The sequence below is a fragment of the Nocardiopsis sp. NPDC101807 genome, assembly GCF_044766605.1.
Taxonomy (GTDB): Bacteria; Actinomycetota; Actinomycetes; order Streptosporangiales; family Streptosporangiaceae; genus Nocardiopsis; species Nocardiopsis tropica.
Map to the genome: position 1 here is coordinate 500166 of NZ_JBIWMK010000004.1, position 18451 is coordinate 518616.

At 72.3% G+C, this 18451-nt stretch carries 16 protein-coding genes; 7 read left to right on the forward strand and 9 right to left on the reverse strand.

The window, feature by feature from the left end:
• The first annotated feature begins 619 nt into the window (after positions 1 to 619).
• Positions 620 to 823 (forward strand): cold-shock protein, encoded by a 204-nt coding sequence (locus ACIRPH_RS15090; protein WP_267948388.1) that lies wholly within the window; start codon positions 620 to 622, stop codon positions 821 to 823.
• Between the two features lie 146 nt (positions 824 to 969).
• On the opposite strand, the gene ACIRPH_RS15095 is transcribed toward ACIRPH_RS15090, so the two are convergent.
• Positions 970 to 2538, reverse strand: coding sequence for an FAD-dependent oxidoreductase (locus ACIRPH_RS15095; protein WP_402914264.1), 1569 nt, complete (start codon positions 2536 to 2538; stop codon positions 970 to 972).
• Between the two features lie 552 nt (positions 2539 to 3090).
• On the opposite strand from ACIRPH_RS15095, the gene ACIRPH_RS15100 reads away from it, so the two are divergent.
• Complete coding sequence (locus tag ACIRPH_RS15100) at positions 3091 to 3933, forward strand: helix-turn-helix domain-containing protein (RefSeq protein ID WP_402914266.1); 843 nt, start codon at positions 3091 to 3093, stop codon at positions 3931 to 3933.
• A 295-nt stretch (positions 3934 to 4228) separates the two neighbouring features.
• On the opposite strand, the gene ACIRPH_RS15105 is transcribed toward ACIRPH_RS15100, so the two are convergent.
• The 6 genes from ACIRPH_RS15105 to ACIRPH_RS15130 form a co-directional block, all read right to left on the reverse strand.
• A complete protein-coding gene (locus tag ACIRPH_RS15105; RefSeq protein WP_402914269.1) occupies positions 4229 to 4978 on the reverse strand; it encodes an MIP/aquaporin family protein in 750 nt (249 codons plus the stop codon).
• 220 nt (positions 4979 to 5198) lie between these two features.
• Complete coding sequence (glpK, locus tag ACIRPH_RS15110; protein ID WP_402914271.1) at positions 5199 to 6695, reverse strand: glycerol kinase GlpK; 1497 nt, start codon at positions 6693 to 6695, stop codon at positions 5199 to 5201.
• 265 nt (positions 6696 to 6960) lie between these two features.
• Positions 6961 to 7752 (reverse strand): IclR family transcriptional regulator, encoded by a 792-nt coding sequence (locus tag ACIRPH_RS15115; protein ID WP_402914274.1) that lies wholly within the window; start codon positions 7750 to 7752, stop codon positions 6961 to 6963.
• Positions 7753 to 7901: 149 nt separating this feature from the next.
• Positions 7902 to 8906, reverse strand: coding sequence for a threonine aldolase family protein (locus tag ACIRPH_RS15120; protein WP_402914276.1), 1005 nt, complete (start codon positions 8904 to 8906; stop codon positions 7902 to 7904).
• Between the two features lie 153 nt (positions 8907 to 9059).
• A complete protein-coding gene (locus ACIRPH_RS15125; protein WP_402914279.1) occupies positions 9060 to 9515 on the reverse strand; it encodes a MarR family winged helix-turn-helix transcriptional regulator in 456 nt (151 codons plus the stop codon).
• Between the two features lie 2 nt (positions 9516 to 9517).
• A complete protein-coding gene (locus tag ACIRPH_RS15130; protein WP_402914281.1) occupies positions 9518 to 10150 on the reverse strand; it encodes a DJ-1/PfpI family protein in 633 nt (210 codons plus the stop codon).
• A gap of 522 nt (positions 10151 to 10672) precedes the next feature.
• Here ACIRPH_RS15130 and ACIRPH_RS15135 point away from each other — a divergent pair.
• Positions 10673 to 12049: a GntP family permease gene (locus ACIRPH_RS15135; RefSeq protein ID WP_402914815.1), complete on the forward strand. Its 1377-nt coding sequence runs from the start codon at positions 10673 to 10675 to the stop codon at positions 12047 to 12049.
• 34 nt (positions 12050 to 12083) lie between these two features.
• Here ACIRPH_RS15135 and ACIRPH_RS15140 read toward each other — a convergent pair whose 3' ends face one another.
• Complete coding sequence (locus tag ACIRPH_RS15140) at positions 12084 to 12800, reverse strand: FadR/GntR family transcriptional regulator (RefSeq protein ID WP_402914283.1); 717 nt, start codon at positions 12798 to 12800, stop codon at positions 12084 to 12086.
• Positions 12801 to 12938: 138 nt separating this feature from the next.
• On the opposite strand from ACIRPH_RS15140, the gene ACIRPH_RS15145 reads away from it, so the two are divergent.
• On the forward strand, positions 12939 to 13454 hold the full coding sequence (locus ACIRPH_RS15145) for a gluconokinase (protein ID WP_402914285.1): 516 nt from the start codon (positions 12939 to 12941) through the stop codon (positions 13452 to 13454).
• A 58-nt stretch (positions 13455 to 13512) separates the two neighbouring features.
• Here the strand turns inward: ACIRPH_RS15145 and ACIRPH_RS15150 are convergent, their stop codons facing one another.
• The gene (locus ACIRPH_RS15150; protein WP_267948400.1) at positions 13513 to 13914 is read right to left on the reverse strand and encodes a hypothetical protein; all 402 of its coding nucleotides are present in this window, start codon (positions 13912 to 13914) and stop codon (positions 13513 to 13515) included.
• 344 nt (positions 13915 to 14258) lie between these two features.
• Between ACIRPH_RS15150 and ACIRPH_RS15155 the strand changes: the two genes are divergently transcribed.
• From ACIRPH_RS15155 to ACIRPH_RS15165, 3 genes are all read left to right on the forward strand, one after another.
• Positions 14259 to 15926: an ABC transporter substrate-binding protein gene (locus tag ACIRPH_RS15155; protein WP_402914288.1), complete on the forward strand. Its 1668-nt coding sequence runs from the start codon at positions 14259 to 14261 to the stop codon at positions 15924 to 15926.
• A 494-nt stretch (positions 15927 to 16420) separates the two neighbouring features.
• A complete protein-coding gene (locus ACIRPH_RS15160) occupies positions 16421 to 17425 on the forward strand; it encodes an ABC transporter permease (protein ID WP_402914291.1) in 1005 nt (334 codons plus the stop codon).
• Positions 17425 to 18450, forward strand: a complete 1026-nt coding sequence (locus ACIRPH_RS15165; RefSeq protein WP_402914294.1) for an ABC transporter permease — start codon at positions 17425 to 17427, stop codon at positions 18448 to 18450. The genes ACIRPH_RS15160 and ACIRPH_RS15165 overlap by 1 nt, the downstream gene beginning before the upstream one ends.
• Position 18451: the final 1 nt, after the last annotated feature.

Consider the following 18451-nt stretch of genomic DNA (forward strand, 5'->3'; position numbering starts at 1 on the left):
GGGGGCGGTCGGCCGAGCGCGCCGCTCCCGCCGGCGCCGCGCGGTTCTTCGGCCGCGGCCGCCGAGTTCGACGGCCGAAAACGGAATTCACCTACGAAACCAGTGGGGATCGTTCTCCTACGCACCCATACGCGCGCGACCGCGAAGTCGTCGGCGCGCGCAGGGCCCCGGATCGCGTCCTCCGGGGGTGTTCCGCGGGGCTCCCCGGGTGCGTGCGGCGCCTTCCTGCGGGGCCGCGCGGAGGGGCTCCGCGCCGAGGGGGCGGGCGGGCGGCACGGGGACGCACCCGGAGAGCCCTCCGCGCTGACGTGCGGGAACGACATCGCGGTGACGGGTTCGCGAACAGACCGTGACACGCCCGTGACCGCAGGGCCCCTCGCACGCGGTTCCCTCCCCGCCCGCCGGTATTCCTGACGGAGCCGTGCGGGTTGCCACACCGAAATCCTTCGCGAGCTGGCCGGGCTGTGGTAAGTTCGGTGAAGATTGTTAGTCGTTGAATTTCGCAGTTGGTGTCTTGCCCGCGGAGTTTGTGACCGGCGGGCGGTTTCTCTTGGAGTCGGCTCGCGGCAATTCTCGGACGTGAGTATGCGTTCGTGTACACCGAGCTGAAGGAGAGAACATGGCTCAGGGAACTGTGAAGTGGTTCAACGGCGAGAAGGGCTTCGGCTTCATCTCCCCCGACGACGGTGGCCCCGACGCCTTCGTTCACTACAGCGCCATCCAGGGTAGCGGCTTCCGCAACCTGGAGGAGAACCAGCGCGTGGAGTTCGAGATCGTCGCCGGCACCCGCGGCCCGCAGGCCGAGAACGTCGTCGCGCTCTAAGACGTAGAACGTCGTAGGACGCCCCGGAAGGCACCGCCTTCCGGGGCGTTCGCGTGTCCGGGGTCCGATGCGGTCCCGGCCGTCCCGGGGCCCGCGTCCCCTCACGGGACCGGCCGCCGCCCCCAGGGGGCGGCGGCCGGGGCGGGTCAGTCCGCGAGCAGCGCCTCCGTGCGCTCGCGCACCTCCGGGGTGTCCAGGCCGCGCACGGTCACCGTGGTGCGTCGGCGCAGCACGTCGTCGGCGGTCACGGCCCACTCGCGGTCCCGCGCGAAGACCACCTGCGCCCAGATGTCGGGCCCCTCGGGGTGGATGCGCTCGCCCAGCTCCGGGAAGTCCCGGACCAGGACCGCGATGTCCATCGCCAGGCTTCCGTAGTGCGACGCCAGGTGGCGTGCGACGAGCGGGTCGAGGCGGGCGCCGGGCTCACGGTCGATGATGAGCCGCTGGGTCACCGCGTCCGGGCTGGCCAGCCCGGGGAGCGGCACGGTGCGCAGCGGGTCGACCATGTCCTCGCCCAGGGGCACCGCCGAGACCTTGCGCAGCTCCTCCAGGACGGTGCGGCCGATGTGCCGGTACGTCGTCCACTTGCCGCCCGCCACCGACAGCATCCCGCCGCGCCCCTGGCTCACCACGGTCTCCCGCTTGGCCGCGCTGGTGCCGCCGGGGCCTCCCGGCAGCACCCGCAGGCCGGCGAAGGAGTACGTCACCTGGGAGGCGTCCAGGTAGGGGGCGTCGATGCCCACCGCGGCCTCGCCCAGGATCTGCTCGACGTCGGAGGGGACCACCCCCACCTCGGCCGGGTCGCCGGTGTACTCCTCGTCGGTGGTGCCGAGCAGCAGCCTCCCCTCCCACGGGATGGCGAACGAGACCCGGTACCGGTCCACGGGGATGGTCAGCGCCGCGCGCCACGGCTCGGGCGTGCGCAGGACCAGGTGGGCGCCCTTGGACAGCCGCACGCTGGGGCCGGCCGCCGGGTCCTCCATCCGCCGCAGGCCGTCCACCCACGGCCCGGTGGCGTTGAGGACCAGGCGGGCGTCGATCCCGAACTCGTGGCCCCCGACGCGGTCGCGCAGGTCGGCGCCGGTGACCCGGCCCCGTGTGGTGCGCAGGCCCACCACCTCGGCGTGGTTGAGGACCACCGCTCCGGCGTCGGCGGCGGCGCGCACGGTCATGACGGCCATGCGGCTGTCGTTCATCTGGTGGTCGCTGTAGGCGGCCACCGAGCGCAGGCCCTCGGTGCGCAGTCCGGGCGCGAGGCGCTTGGCCTGGACGGGGGAGAGCAGGCGGCCCATGCCGTCGCCGAACGCGGACAGGGCCGAGTACAGGAAGACCCCGGCGCCCATCTTCGCGGCGCCGTGGGGTCCGCCCGAGTAGACGGGGACCAGGAACGGCATGTGGTTGACCAGGTGCGGGGCCACGTCGGAGGCGAGGGAGCGGCGCTCCCGGTGGTTCTCCGCGACCAGGCGCACGTTGCCGGTCTGGAGGTAGCGCAGTCCGCCGTGCACCAGTTTGGAGGAGGCGCTGGAGGTGGCCCCGGCGAAGTCGCCGGAGTCGACCATGGCCACCCGGAGCCCGGCCTGGGTGGCGGTCCACGCGGCGGACGTGCCGAGGATGCCGCCGCCGACGACGAGGAGGTCGAAGGTCCCCCGGGAGAGTTCGTCCCGGGTGCGGGAGCGGGCGGAGGAGGTGTCGTTCTGGCGGGCGCTGGTGGTCATGGGCTGGTGCTCCGTCCGTTCGGAGGGATGGCGGGGACTCCGCAAGCGCCTGAACGGGCTCAGACCCTTCAGACGTGTGTCGCCTGCATAATACGACAATGCCGAACGGCGGCACGATCTGAGGTCGCCCGGCCGGGGTGTCGCCGGTCCCGTACTGGTACTGGCCGGTCCATCGTGCTGCCGGTGTGACCGGAGGGGTTGGTGTGAATCCGCTTCGTGAGCGATGTGCGGCATTGTCGAATACTTTGCGACCGTTCGCATGCGCGCCCCTCCGGACCGCGCCCGCGCCCATGTCCGCGCCCGCGTACGGGCCCGCGCCCTCGCCCTCGCCCACGTCCACGTCCGCGTCCGCGTACGCGTACGGGCCCGTGCCCACGTCCGCGTCCGCGTACGGGCCCGGACCCGGCGGGTGTGATCCCGGAGGGCGGGGCTCCGGAACCGGGCCCGCGGGAGGCCCCGGCGCGCGATGCCGGGGCGGGGCGCGGTTCCGGGCCCCGGGTTCCTCGGATTGCCCCACTGGAGGGACATCCCGAGTCCTACGATTGGGGCATCATGGCGACCAGGTACTCACCCACGATCCGGCGCCGCCGCCTCTCCGCCGAACTCCGGCGGCTGCGGCTGGCCGCGAGGAAGACCAGCGAAGAGGCCGCCGCCGCCTCGGGCCTGTCCAAGTCCACCTACTCCAACATCGAGTCCGGCGTGAAGAAGCGCCCCAGACTCAGCGAGGTCCGGGCCGTCCTGGACGCCTTCGGGGTGGGACCCGGCCAGGAGTACGACGAGATCCTCAACCTGTGCCGGCAGGCCCTCGAACGCGGCTGGTGGAGCCGCTACCGGGACGTCCTCGCCGCGCGCTACGTCGGCTTCGAGACCGAGGCGAGCTCCATCACCACCTGGCAGCCGATCGTCGTGCCGGGCCTTCTCCAGGTGCCCGAGTACATGAGGGTGACGGCCCTGGCCGGGATGGCCGACCCCCAGGACATCCGCAGGGTGACGGACGCCAGGATGACCCGTCAGCGCATCCTGGACGACGAGGACCCGCCTCAGCTGTACGCGGTCTTCGACGAGGGTGCGCTGCTGAGGCTCCGGGACTTCCCCGAGGCCAAGCGGGCCCAGGTGGCGCACATCGTGGAGATGGCGGAGCGCCCCCACGTCACCGTCCAGATGACCCTGGCGGCCAAGCTCAACCCCGGCGCCGGCGGCCCCTTCGTGATCATGGAGTTCCCCGAGCCCATCGACCCGATGGTCGTCTACCTGGAGACCGACACCGACGGCATCTACCTGGAGGAGCCCGACGAGGTGGTGCGCTACCAGAACATCCTCCACCACCTCCGGCTGGTCGCCCTCCGTCCGGGGGAGACCCTCGACTACCTCCGCGAGGTCCACCTCGGAGCCTAGGGCGTGTTCCGCGGGCACCCGCCCTGCTGCGCGTCGCCCCGGCACGCCCCTCGCTGCGTTCTCCTCTGTCGACAGGACCCCGCCCTGACTCCTTCGTCGGCCTTGCGATGAACGCACCGGATGCGCCGCTCGCGACGGACGGCATCCACGGAACACGCCCCGGGCGTACCGACCACGGGTGCGGGGCACGCGTGCGGCCCCCGCCGGATCCCGCCCCCGGGGCGGCCGGTCGGACGCGGACGGGGGCGTCCGGCGCGAACGCCGGGCGCCCCCGTTCCACCGCGGGTCGGGGCGGTCAGACCCCGAACCCGGTCAGCTTCCAGATCCACGCGCCGATCACACCGCCCACGAGCGGGCCGACGACCGGGATCCAGGAGTAGCCCCAGTCCGATCCGCCCTTCCCCGGGATCGGCAGCAGCGCGTGCGCCAGGCGCGGGCCCAGGTCGCGGGCGGGGTTGATGGCGTAGCCCGTCGGCCCGCCCAGGGACAGGCCGATCGCGAGCACGAGCAGGCCGATCATCAGCGGCGCGATGCCGTTGGTGAACAGGCCGCCCAGGTCCACGTCCCCCTCGGAGACGAAGCCCGAGTTCGCGCCGATCCCGAGCACGCCCAGGAGCAGCATCGCGGTGCCGATGACCTCGGTGACGAGGTTGGCGACCGGGTTGCGCACGCCGGGCGAGGTGCTGAACACGCCCAGCTTGGCCTCCGGGTCGTCGGTCACCTTCCAGTGCGCGAAGTAGGCCAGGTAGACCAGGACGGCGCCGGTGAACGCGCCGCCCAGCTGGGCCAGCATGTAGCCGGGCACCTGGGCCCAGGCGAACTCGCCGATGCTGGCCAGGCCGAGGGTCACCGCGGGGTTGATGTGCGCGCCGCTCGTGGAGCCGACGACGTAGACGGCCATCGCGACCGCCATGCCCCAGCCGAACGTGACCACGATCCAGCCCCCGTTGAGGGCCTTCGACCGTGCGAGGGAGACCCCGGCGACGACACCGCCGCCGAGCAGGATGAGGATCGCCGTTCCGACGAACTCTGCCAGGTACACCATGGAGGACCTCCGCCCCGGTGAGGGGCAGCCGGGTCACGGGAGGCCGAGTGTGCTCGCGGGGCGCGACCGCACGCCGGACGCGGGCATAATCAGACACACCCGTCACAGGATGGAGATGGGACGGGGGCGCGGTCGCGCCCCCTGTACCGCCTCCCAGGGGAGCAGGTGGCAGCCGTGGCGCCCCTGGGCGGCGGTCGTTCGGACGGGACCCTGCCCCGTCCTACGCTTCCTCGTGCTCGACCCAGTCCAGGGTGCGTCGCACGGCCTTGTTCCAGTTGTGGTACTCGCGCTCGCGGACGGCGGGCTCCATCTCCGGGTTCCACTCGGCCGCCTTGTGCCAGTTGGCGCGCAGCGTCTCCACGTCGGGCCAGTAGCCCACCGCCAGCCCCGCGGCGTAGGCGGCGCCGAGACAGGTGGTCTCGGCGACCATGGGCCGCACGACCTCGGCGTCCAGGACGTCGGACAGGATCTGCATGAGCAGGTTGTCGGCGGTCATGCCGCCGTCCACCTTGAGCGTCGTCAGATCGATCTGCGAGTCGGCGTTCATGGCGTCGACGACCTCGCGGGTCTGCCACGCGGTGGCCTCCAGGACGGCGCGCGCGATGTGGCCCTTGGTGACGTACCCGGTCAGGCCCGCCATCACGCCCCGGGCGTCGCTGCGCCAGTGCGGGGCGAACAGGCCGGAGAACGCCGGAACGATGTAGCAGCCGCCGTTGTCGTCCACGGTGCGGGCCAGCGTCTCGATCTCCGGCGCGGTCGAGATCAGGCCGAGGTTGTCGCGCAGCCACTGCACCAGCGACCCCGTGACCGCGATCGAGCCCTCCAGGGCGTACACGGCCGGTTCGTCGCCGAGCTTGTAGCCGAGCGTGGTGAGCAGGCCGTTCTGCGAGGTCACCGGCTCGGTGCCGGTGTTCATGACCAGGAACGTGCCGGTGCCGTAGGTGCCCTTGACGTCGCCCGGGTCGAAGCAGGTCTGACCGAACAGGGCGGCGTGCTGGTCGCCGAGCGCGGACGCGACGGGGGTGCCCTCCAGGTAGCCGCGGGCCTCGCCGTAGACCTCCGAGGACGAGCGGATCTCCGGCAGCACGGCCGCCGGGATGCCCAGTGCGTCGAGGATCTCGGGGTCCCACTCCAGGGTGGCCAGGTTCATGAGCATGGTGCGGCTCGCGTTGGTCACGTCGGTGACGTGGCGGCCGGTCAGGTTCCAGATGATCCAGGTGTCCATGGTGCCGAACAGGACCTCGCCCCGCTCGGCCCGTTCGCGGAGCCCGTCCACGTTGTCGAGCAGCCAGCGCAGCTTGGGGCCGGAGAAGTAGGTGGCCAGCGGCAGGCCGGACCTCTCGCGGAACCGGTCCTGGCCGCCGTCGGCGGCCAGTTCGCGGACCAGGTCGTCGGTGCGGGTGTCCTGCCAGACGATGGCGTTGTGCAGGGGCTTGCCGGTCTCCCGGTCCCACACCACGGTGGTCTCGCGCTGGTTGGTGATGCCGACGGCGGCGACCTGGTCGGGCGTGATGTCGCTCTTCTCCAGGGCCTCCTGGACGACCACCTCGACGTTGGTCCAGATCTCCTCGGCGTCGTGCTCGACCCACCCCGGTCGGGGGAAGATCTGCCTGTGCTCGCGTTGGTCGACGGAGACGATGCGTCCGTCCCGGTCGAAGAGGATGCAGCGGCTCGACGTGGTGCCCTGGTCGATCGCGGCGACGTACTGCTGACTCATCGGGTGCTCGCCTTCAAGGTGGAGGGCTCGGGATGGGGGCCGGACACACACGCACACGGGTTATCCCCGCACGTTGTACGACATTGACGCATGGGTAGGCGTTAGTTTCATCCGTTCTTCCTTCCCATGTCAAGGCCGTGTGACGCAATCGTGTCGCGTGGGTCACGCAGCCTGCCGGCCAACGGTGCCAGGGAAGGGGCGGCTCACGGAAGCCACCGCGCGGAGCCGGCGCGGGGCGGCCGGGCCGGGGCGCGGCGGGACGCGCTCAGTACGGGGTGACGCCCAGGTCCCGGGAGATGGCCCTCGCGGCGTCGCGCACGTACGAGACCTGCTCCATGTCGGGCCGTCCCTCCTCGCCGCGCAGGCGCTCGACGGCGCCGCGGACGCCGATGGCGCCGACCGTGGTGCCGCGCCGGTCGCGGATGGGCGCGGCGATCGACACCTCTCCCTCGACGAGCTCCTCGACCTCCCAGGCCCAGCCGTTCTCGCGGACCTCGTCCAGCCGCCGCTCCAGGACGGCGGGGGAGGTGACGGTGTGACGGGTGAACGACGGCAGGGCCACCGCCCCGTCCGCCTCGACGGCGTCCGCGTCCTCCTCGGGCACGGCCAGGGGGTCGAAGGCCATCAGCACCCGGCCGATGGCGGTGGCGTGCAGGGGGAGCAGGGTGCCCACGTCGAGCGTCTGACGGGAGGAGTCCGGGCGGAACACGTGGTGCACCACCAGCACCTGGTGCTTGTGCAGGGTGCCGATGCGCACGCTCTCACCGCTGCGGGAGGCCAGGCTGTCGGCCCAGTTCAGGGCCCGGGTGCGCAGCTCGTTGCCGTCCAGGTAGCGGGTGCCCAGGCTGAGCATGCCCCCGCCCAGGCGGTAGCGGCCGGACTCGGGGTCCTGCTCGACGAACCCCACGTGCTGGAGGGTGCGCAGGATCCCGAGGGCGGTGCCCTTGGGCAGCTCCAGCGAGCGGGAGATCTCCGCCAGGCTCAGCCCCCGGGCGCCGGTGGCCAGGATCCGGAGGATGGCCGCCGCGCGTTCGATCGACTGGATTCTTCCCGGCATTGAGGTGCTACCACTCTCTAGTACGACAATGTCATACGCGAAATGCTACTACGCGATGTGATGCCCGGCAGGGGAACGGTCGTCCGGCGGCGTGCGGGATCGGGCCAGTGTAGCCGCCCCTCCCGCCCCGACCTGGGTCGCGGGTGAGGTCACAGCCCCTCGACGGCCTCGGCGATCCTCCGGGCCGCGTCCTCGACGTCGCGGTCGGTGATCTCCAGGTGCACCACGAGGCGGATCGACGCGCCGTTGCCCAGCCCCGCGACACCGTGGCGCGAGAAGGCCCCGGCGTACCGGCCGGCCTCCCCGGCCGGGGTCCGCACCAGCACCATGTTGGTCTGCGCCTGGGCGGGCAGGCCGGACAGCCCGGTGATCCGCTCGGCCAGGACGGCGGCCCGCTCGTGGTCCTCGGCCATCCGCTCCCTGTGGTGGCGCAGCGCGTACAGCGCCCCGGCCGCGATGACGCCCGCCTGGCGCATCCCGGCGCCGAGCAGCTTGCGCCCGCGCCGGGCGCGCGCCACCGTGTCGGCGTCGCCGGCCAGGGCCGACCCCACCGGGGCGCCCAGCCCCTTGGAGAAGCACACGGAGACGGTGTCGAACCCGTCGGCGACCGCGGAGGGGGCCGTGCCGAGGAAGACGGCCGCGTTCCACAGGCGGGCGCCGTCCAGGTGGGCGCGCAGCCCGTTCCGGTGCGCGAACCCCGTCACCCGCGCCTGCTCGGCGAGCGGGACCACCCGGCCGGTGAACGTGTTCTCCAGCCACACCAGGGCGGGCTCGGCCCGGTGGATGTCGCCGCGGCCGGCGATCCACGACTCCAGCAGCGCGTCGGTGGGGGAGATCCCGTCGGAGTACAGCCGGGGGAGCGCGCGGGCCAGCACCGCCGTGGCGCCCTGCTCGTCCCCGATGAGGTGGTGGTGCTCGTGCGCCCAGACCTCGTCGCCGCTGCGGGTGGACACGTACAGGCCCAGCTGGTTGGCCATGTGCCCCGAGGGCACGTACAGCGCCGCCTCCTTGCCGAGCAGGTCCGCGGTCTCCTCCTCCAGGGCGCGGACGGTCGGGTCCTCCCCCCACACGTCGTCGCCGACCTCCGCCTCGGCGATGGCCCGGCGCATGGCGGGGGTGGGGCGGGTGAGGGTGTCGGAGCGCAGGTCGATCACGGCGGCTTCCTTCGGGTGGGTACGGCGCCCCCGGCCCTCGGGGACGGAGAGCGCGCCCCGGGCTCGCGGCGCGCGGAGCCCGGGGCACGGGCGGAGGGGCGGCCCGGCGGAGCGCGCCGGACGGGTCGTGGAAGGGACGATACCGCCCCGCCCTCACCCCTCCCCGAGCCGGTCCAGGGCCCGGGAGAGCCGGTGCAGGGACTCCAGGGCGTGCTCGGCGCCGTCCTCCCCCAGTTCGGCGACCAGCGCGTCGGCGACCCTGCCGTGGTCCGGGTCGATCCGCCGCAGGGCCTCCAGTCCCTCCTCGGTGGGCGCGAGCAGCTTGGCCCGGCTGTGCGCCGGGTTGGGGCGGTACTCGGCCAACCCCCTCTCCACCAACAGGTCGGCGATGCGCTGGACGCTCTGCCGGGTGGTGCCGAACCGGCGGGCCACCGCCGACACCGGCAGGGGCTCGTCGGTCACGGCGCCGAGCACCTGCCAGCGGGCTGCGGTCAGACCGGCCGAACGGGCCAGTTCCTCCGCCACCGAGAGGAGCTGCCCGTTGAGGCGGAAGACGGTGAGCGCCGTGCCGGTGAACAGCTCTGCGTGTCTGTCGGCGGTCGACGCCATGCTCAGGCCCCCTCCAGCAGGACGTGGTAGGCGTCGGGGTCGTGCTGGGCGTGCAGCCTGTACCAGGCGTCGAGGACCCGGGGCGTGAAGAGGTGGAGGGCGGCGAAGATCGCGCGGGCGAACTCGAGGGGCGCGGTGGGGCCGGCCGTGATGAGGCCGCCGTCGGAGACGGTGAGCTCGGAGCGGTAGCGGCCGGCGCCCGCGTACCCGGTGCCGAGGAGGTACTCGGGCGCGGCGCTGGTGTGGTCGCGGTAGTCGAGCAGGCCCTCGCGGGCGAGCCCGGCGGTGGCGCCGCAGATGGCGGCGACCGGCGCCCCGGCGTCGAGGAAGATCCCCGCGGCGGACGCGAAGGGCGCGAGCGCCTCCGGGTCGGCGTCCCAGCCCGAGGCGCCGGGCAGGATCAGCATGGAGCTGGCGGAGGGCACCAGCTGGGGCAGCGCGAGGTCGGGGAGGACCGTGATCCCGCCCATGGTCGTGACGGGCGCGCCGCTGAGGCCGACGGTGACCACGTCGTAGCGGCCCGGGTCGTGCTGCCACTCGCCACCGCGGATGGTGGCCACGGCGTGGCCGATCTCCCAGTCGGCGAGGTCGTCGTAGACGGCGAGGTGAACGGTCTTCCTGTTCTCTGCACTCATGACAGCATGCTGTCACTTCGACAGGATGTTGTCAATGGAGTCGGGCGAGGGGCCCCGGGGCGGGGCGCCGCCGCTCCCGTCTGTCCGGCCACCGTTTTCGGGCGGTCCGCAATGCGGGCATGTCGCCGGACCTTCGAGGAGGTTCGTCCTGGTAGGGGGAGGTAATAGCGGTTTGTCCGGGCGCATCAGGGGCGTCCCGGCCAGGAACTCCTACCCGCGCGGGGGGAGTTTGGCAAGGGGTCGCCGTCCGGCCGGGGCTCCGGGGGCGGCCCCGCCCGCGCGGACGGGGCGGGCGCGGGGGTCGGCGGCCGGGCCGCGTCCGGCGGTCGCCCGGCCTGCGCGGACGGGGCGGGGCCGCGCGCGGGCGTGACGTGTGTCTCGCGGGAGTAACAGAACCGCACGGGTGGTTCACAGAAGCTCACAAATGGTATTACCATTGCCGAGACCTGTTCCAAGCGCAGGTCAAGGCCGTTTCATGCTGCGGTCGTGTGCCACCCCATCAGTCCACTGGAAGGCTCCGTCGTGGAGAACTTCGAGCCCGTCTACGGGACGGGTCCGCTCCTCGGGATCGCGGCGGGCGCCATCGCGCTCCTGCTGTTCCTCATCATCCGCTTCAGGATGCACGCGTTCATCGCGCTCGTCCTGGTCAGCGTCCTGACCGCCCTCGCGGCCGGCATCCCGGTCTCCGGGGTCATGCCCACCCTCCTGGACGGCTTCGGCGGCACGCTCGCCAACGTCGCCCTCCTGGTCGGCCTCGGCGTCATGATCGGGCGCCTGCTGGAGATCACCGGCGGCGCCGCTGTGCTGGCGGGGGCGCTCATCAGGCTCTTCGGGGAGAAGCGCGCCCCGCTCGCCCTCGGTGTGTCCTCGCTGCTGTTCGGCTTCCCGCTGTTCTTCGACGTCGGCCTCATCGTCATGCTGCCGATCGTCTTCAGCGTGGCCCGGCGCGTCGGCGGGTCGGTCCTGACCTACACCCTGCCCACCGCGGGCGCCTTCGCGGTCATGCACGCCTTCGTGCCCCCGCACCCCGGCCCGGTGACCGCCGCCGTGGAGGTCGGCGCGGACATGGGCCTGACCCTGCTGGTCGGCCTCGTCCTGGCGATCCCGACCTGGTACCTCTCCAGCTACCTCTACGGGCTCTGGGCGGGCAAGCGCTTCGAGATCCCGGTCCCCGACGACGTCATGTCCGACGGCACCGTCAAGCACGACGACCCGCCGCACCTGGCCACGGTCCTGGGCATCCTCCTGCTGCCGATGCTGCTGATCTTCGCCAACACCGGCGTGTCCGCCTTCGCCGCCACCGGCGCCGTTCCCGCGGACGCCCTGTGGGTGCAGGCCTTCCAGCTGATCGGCCAGACCCCGATCGCCCTGCTCATCACCGTGCTCGTCGCCATGACGGTGCTCCGCCGGGGCCGCTTCACCCGCCAGGGGGTCGAGGAGATCGTCGGAGGGGCGCTCGGCCCCGTCTGCGCCATCATCCTTATCACCGGCGCCGGCGGCATGTTCGGCATGGTGCTGCGCACCAGCGGCATCGGCGACGCGCTGGCCGGCTCGCTGGAGGCCACGGGCCTGCCGGTCATCGTCGCCGCCTTCGTCATCGCCCTCGCCCTCCGCGTCGCGCAGGGGTCGGCGACCGTCGCCATCACCACCGCCGCTGGGCTCATCGCCCCGGCCGTGCAGGCGGCCCCGGGGCTGACCTCCATCGACCTGGCGCTGATCGTCATCGCGATCGCCTCGGGGGCCACGGCCCTGTCGCACGTCAACGACTCCGGCTTCTGGCTGGTCGGGCGCTTCCTCGGCATGGACGTCAAGACCACGCTCAAGACCTGGACCGTCATGGAGACACTCATCGGCTTCATCGGGTTCGGTCTCGCCTTCGGGCTCAGCCTGGTGCTGTGACGCGCGGGCGGGCGGGCCGCTGCCCGCCCGCCCCTCAGGGGGCCGGGTACGCCCTCGGGTCGTGCTCCAGGGCGTCCGAGACCTCGGTGACGATGGACCGCATCGCGGCCTCGGCCACGTCGGGGAGGCCGTCCCGGATGGCCTGGGCGACGGTCTTGTGCAGCCGCAGCGCCTCCGGGCGCGGGTTGCGCGGCATCAGGTCGTAGGAGGTCCGGCCGACGAGGACCTCGGCCACCACCTGCGCCAGCCCGACCAGCATCTCGTTCTCGGAGAGCTCCAGGATGCGGCGGTGGAAGGTGATGTCGAGTTCGAGGAAGGTCGCGAGGTCCCCGGCCCGGCCGGTGAGGACCATCTGGTCGGCCACCACCACCAGCTGGGCCCGCTCCTCCTCGCCGCCCCGCGCGGCGGCGAGCGCGGCGGCCCCGGGCTCGACGGCGGCGCGCAGCTCGTTGAGCGAGCGCAGCTGCTCCATGCGGCCCGGACCGGCCAGGCGCCAGCGGATCAGCTGGGGGTCGAAGACGCTCCAGTCCCGCCGGGGCCGCACCCGGATCCCGGTGCGCGGGCGGCTGACCACCAGGCGCATCGACTCCAGGACGCGCACGGCCTCGCGCGCCACGGTCCGGGAGACCCCGAAGTCCTGTTCGAGCCCCTGGAGCGTGAACGTGTGGCCGGTCGCGTACTCGTCCGCGGCGATCGCGGGCCCGAGGACCGCCAGCACCCGGTTGTGCAGCGTGCGGTGGTCGGTGCCCATGGTGCTCCCCGTGCTCCGCGCTCGTCCGATCCGGCCACAACCGGCCGAGTTCCAGCCTGAAGCCTAGCCGGATTGATTGATATCACTATTAGTGGTGGCGCTTGCGGCCCCGCAGGAGCACCAGGACACGGAGAGACCATGCACTTTGTCTTCATGGGCGTCGCCGGGAGCGGCAAGACCACCGTCGCCGAGTACGTGGCGAAACACCTGGGACTGCCGTTCGCCGAGGCGGACGCCTTCCACCCCAGGGCCAACATCGAGAAGATGGCGGCCGGCGTCCCCCTGACGGACGACGACCGGTGGCCCTGGCTGCGCGACCTGGCGGCGTGGATCTCGGCGCACGACGCCCTCGGGGAGTCGACGGTGATGGCGTGTTCGGCGCTCAGGCGCGAGTACCGCGACGTCCTGCGCGAAGGGGCGCCCGGGGTGTGCTTCCTGCACATGCAGGGGCCCGCCGAGGTGATCCTGGAGCGGATGGCGGCCCGGGCCGACCACTTCATGCCGCCCGCCCTGCTGGAGTCGCAGCTGGCCACCCTGGAGAGGCTCGGCCCGGACGAGCCCGGCCGCGAGTTCGACGTGCGGAGCGACGTCGACACCCTCACGGAGCAGGCGCTGGAGTACGTCGGCGAGTGCATGCGGGCGGCGGACGCCTGACGGGCGGGCCCGCCCGCGGGGCCGGGACGCGCGCGCCGCGTCCCCGCCCCGGGGCGTCCTACTCCTCGTCCTCGGCGTCCGCGAGGGAGTGCAGGCGCGCCAGGTGCTCGCTGTCGTCCTCCCCGTGGCGTGTCAGGTAGATCTCGCGCGCCTCGTCGGCGATGTCGGACGTCTCGTCCTCGAAACCGTAGTCGGCGAGGTCGTCGAGCAGGTCGAGCACCCGGTGCAGGGCGTCGTCGTCGGAGTCCTCGGCGGCCTCATCCGGGCGGTGGTCCGCGACCGCGGAGAGGACGGCCGCGCGGGCGTCGTCCACGGCGCTCTCGGAGCCGGCGGCCCCGGTCAGCCGGATCCTGGTGATGGGGTCCTCGTCGGCGATCAGCATGAGCTGCTCGGCGAGCCAGGCGGTCTCCTGGCCTTCGAGGAACGCGGTCAGGGCCGCGTCGTCAAGGGGTGTGGTCATCCGGAGATCATAGGGCTGTCGAGGGGCCTCCGAGTATCGGGGACCAACGTCCCGAGGGGGACTCCGTGTCGCATACGTTAATTCGTCCGATGATCGGATAATGCGTGCCGCAATTCCACGGGCACCCCGGCGAAAGCGGGACGGGTGTCGTCGCTGCGGCCTCCCGTGGTAATGGGCGGCCGTTGGACAGCGCGCACGCCAAAACGCGCCTATGGATCACGGCACAGATCTGAAACGGTTGTATTAATACCCAGCCGTCTACCTTCCCTGTCGGTCTCCCCCCGGTCTAGGGTCCACTCAATCGATCTCGGGCCTCATACCCCCGCCCCACATTGAGGTGGACCATGTTCACGAAGTCTTCCCGAAAGCCGCTGGCCCTCGTGGCCACCGCGGCGGCGCTCACGCTGGTGGCGACAGCGTGCGCGGAGAGCACGCGCGAGGGCGGCGGCACAGACGAATCCGCCCCGTTCGTCTTCGCCTCCGCAGGCGACATCAAGTCCCTCGACCCCTTCCTCGCCAGTGACGGAGAAACCTTCCGTTACAGCCGCCAGGTCTTCGAAACCCTTCTCGAGCACGAATCAGGCGGCAGCGAGATCGTCGGCGGACTCGCCGAGACCTGGGAACAGTCGGAGGACGGGACCGTCTGGACCTTCAACCTCCGCGACAACGTGCAGTTCCACGACGGCGACGAATTGACCGCCGAGGCGGTGTGCGCCAACTTCGACCGCTGGAACAATCTGACCGGCGCCTGGCAGAGTTCCAACAACTCGTACTACTGGCAGTCGATCTTCGGCGGCTTCGCTGAGAACGAGAGCGAGGCCACCCCCGAGTCCCGCTACGTCTCCTGCGAGGCCGAGAACGACCTGACCGCGGTCATCACGATCTCGGAGTACTCCTCGATCTTCCCCGGCGGGTTCAGCCTCGCCGCGTTCGGCATCATGAGCCCCACCACGCTGGAGACCATCGCCGACGAGGAGATCACCGGGGAGGAGGGCAACTACTCGCTGCCCGACTACACCCAGAACGTGGGCACCGTCGCCGGCACCGGCCCGTTCACCGTCGAGGAGTGGAACCGCGACCAGGCGGAGGTCACCCTCGGACGCTTCGGCGACTACTGGGGCGAGGAGGCCGGGTTCGAGACCATGATCCTGCGGGCCATCCCGGACGAGACCGCCCGCCGCCAGGCGCTGGAGGCCGGGGACATCCACGGCTACGACCTCGTCGCCCCCGCCGACGTCGAGCCGCTGGAGGAGGCCGGTTTCCAGGTGCCCACCCGGGACGTCTTCAACGTCCTCTACCTGGCCTACCAGCAGGAGACCAGTGAGGCACTGGGCGACCTGGAGGTCCGCCAGGCGCTCTCGCACGCGGTCAACCGCCAGCGCATCGTCGACACCATCCTCCCCGCGGGCGGCGAGGTGGCGACCCAGTTCCACCCCGACACCCTCGACGGCTGGTCCCCCGACGTCCAGACCTACGACTACGACCCGGAGCTGGCCAGGGAGATGCTCGCCGACGCGGGACAGGAGGACCTGGAGATCGACTTCTGCTACCCCACGGAGGTCACCCGCCCCTACATGCCCGCACCGCGCGACATCTTCGACGTCATCGTCTCGGACCTGGAGGAGGTCGGCGTCACGGTCGAGGCCAAGTCCTTCGAGTGGACCGAGTACGTCCCGCAGACCGACAGCGGGAACTGCTCGATGTACCTCCTCGGCTGGACCGGCGACTACAACGACGCCTACAACTTCATCGGCACCTGGTTCTCGTCCCCGAACGACGCCTGGGGCATGGACGAGCCCGAGCTGTTCGACGCCATGGCCGAGGCCAGCAGCAACCCGGACAACGAGGAGCGCGTCGCCGCCTACCAGGACCTGAACGAGCAGATCATGGAGATCCTGCCCGGACTGCCCCTCTCCAGCTCCCCGCCGTCCATCGCCTTCTCCGAGGACGTCAACCCTCCCCAGGTCAGCCCGCTGACCCAGGAGGAGTTCTTCGAGGGCTCCTGGAAGTAGCCCGCCCCGCCCCCTGACCGGGGGAGGGGAACCGGGCCCGGCCGTCCCCCACCGGCCGGCCGGGCCCGGGGGGGGGGGGGGGGGGGGCGCCCCCCCCCCCCGCGGGCGCCCCCCCCCCCCCCCCCCCCCGCGGGCCCCCCCCCGCCCCCCCGGGGGGGGGGGGGCCGGCCGCGCCGCCCCCCCCCCCCCCCCCCCCCCCCCCCCCCCCCCCCCCCCCCCCCGGCGCCCCCCCCCCCCCCCCCCCCCCCCCCCCCCCCCCCCCCCCCCCGCCACCGGGAGAGCGCCCCACGGGAGCCCGTGGGGCCGTCCGGACGCCGGCGCCGCCGGAGCCGCTCCCGGGCACGCGCACGACGTCCACCGGCCGCCGCGCCCCCCGACCGCACCGACCGTGCGGCTCCGCGCCGACCGGGACACCCGTACAACCCGAACCCCCGCCACACCCCGGCGGGGCTGCTTCGCGTCCATCGTTCCCACACTGGCGAAAGGCGGCGAAGGTGCTGCGTTTCATCGTCAGGCGTCTCCTTCAGCTGATCCCGACACTGGGCGGCCTGTCGATCCTGCTGTTCGTCTGGCTGCAACGGCTGCCGGGCGGACCCGAGTACGCCCTCCTCCCCGACGACGCGACCTCCGAGCAACGAGCCCAGCTGCGGCGCTCCCTGGGCCTGGACGAACCGATCACGGTCCAGTACCTGGCGTTCCTGCGCCGCATCCTCCAGGGAGACCTGGGCACCTCCCTCCAGACCGGCAGACCGGTCCTCGAGGAGTTCCTCACCCGCTTCCCGGCCACCTTCGAGCTCGCCGTCACCGCGATGGTCATCGCGACCGCGGTGGGCATCCCGCTCGGCTACCTGGCCGCGCGCAGGCGCGGGTCCGCACTGGACTTCGCCGCCGTGGGCGGGTCCCTCCTCGGGATCTGCACCCCGGTCTTCTTCCTCGCCTTCATCCTGAAGGTGGTCTTCGCCGAGCGGCTGGGCTGGTTCCCGTCCGCGTTCCGGCTCTCCCCGGGCCTCAGCCGCACGGACCTCTCCGGGTTCGCCGTCCTGGACGGGCTGCGGACCGGCGAGTTCGACGTGGTCGCCGACGCCCTCGCGCACCTGGTGCTCCCCGGGCTCGCGCTCGCCTCGATCCCGCTCGCGGTGATCGTCCGCATGACCCGGGCCAGCGTCCTGGAGGTGCTGGAGGAGGACTACGTCCGCACCGCCAACGCCAAGGGCCTGCACCGCAACACCGTGCGCACCCGCCACGTGATGCGCAACGCCATGCTCCCCGTCGTCACGTCCATCGGCCTGCTCACCGGAAGCCTGTTCGCCGGCGCGGTCCTCACCGAGAGCGTGTTCGCGTTCCCCGGGATCGGCTCGTTCGTGTACGCGGCCACGCAGACCCGCGACTACCCGGTCCTCACCGGGTTCATCCTGCTCATCGCCACCATGTACGTGTTCATCAACCTCCTGGTGGACATCTCCTACAGCCTCCTCGACCCGAGAGTGCGGGCCCAGTGATGCCAACGACACCGAGCTCCCAGAACCCGTCCCGGGCCGAGGACGCGTCGGACGCCGGGGGCCCGCTCCTCGGACGGAAGGCGGCCCGCATCGACCGACTCGCCGAGCTCATGGGCGAGCGCGACGAGAGCGGCCACGGCTCGGGGATCTGGCGCACCGCCTTCTCGCGGATGCGCCGCAGCCCCATGGCGATCACCGGAGCCGTGATCGTCGTCGTGTTCGTCGCCGTGGCCCTGCTCTCACCGCTCATCGCGCCCTACTCGCCCACCTCGCAGGCCTGGGGCGACGAGGTGTTCCCGAACCAGAACATCTTCGTCGGCCCGCGCGGCGAGAACTGGCTGGGGCTGGACAACCTGGGCCGCGACCAGTTCTCCCGCATGGTCGTCGGCGCCCGCCAGACCCTCATGGTCGGCGTGGTCGCCACCCTGGTCGGCTTCGGCGCCGGCGCGCTCCTGGGCGGCGCGGCCGGGGCCGCGTCGGTCCTCGGCGGGCGCTGGGGCCGCCAGCTCGACAACGTGGTGATGCGCGTCATCGACATGATGCTCGCGCTGCCGACGCTGCTCCTCGCGGTGACCGTCGCCGCCCTCGTGGGGCCGAGCCTCACCACGGTCATGATCGCCGTCGGCGTCGCCCAGGTCCCGATCTTCGCCCGCCTCCTGCGCGGCGCGATGATCTCCCAGGGCAACCGCGACTACGTCCTGGCCGCACGCGCGCTGGGGGTGCGCAAGCGCAGGATCGCGCTCACGCACATCCTGCCGAACTCCCTGGGCCCGGTGATCGTGCAGTCCACCCTCACCCTGGCCACCGCCATCATCGACGCGGCGGCCCTGTCCTACCTGGGTCTGGGCAACCCGGACCCGGCCTTCCCCGAGTGGGGGACGATGCTCGCCGACGCCCAGCGCTTCCTGTCCAGCGCCCCGCAGCTGGCCGTGTACCCGGCCCTGGCCATCATCGTCACCGCCCTGGGCTTCACCCTCCTGGGTGAGGCGATGCGGGAAGCGCTCGACCCGAAGCTGAGGAAGTGAC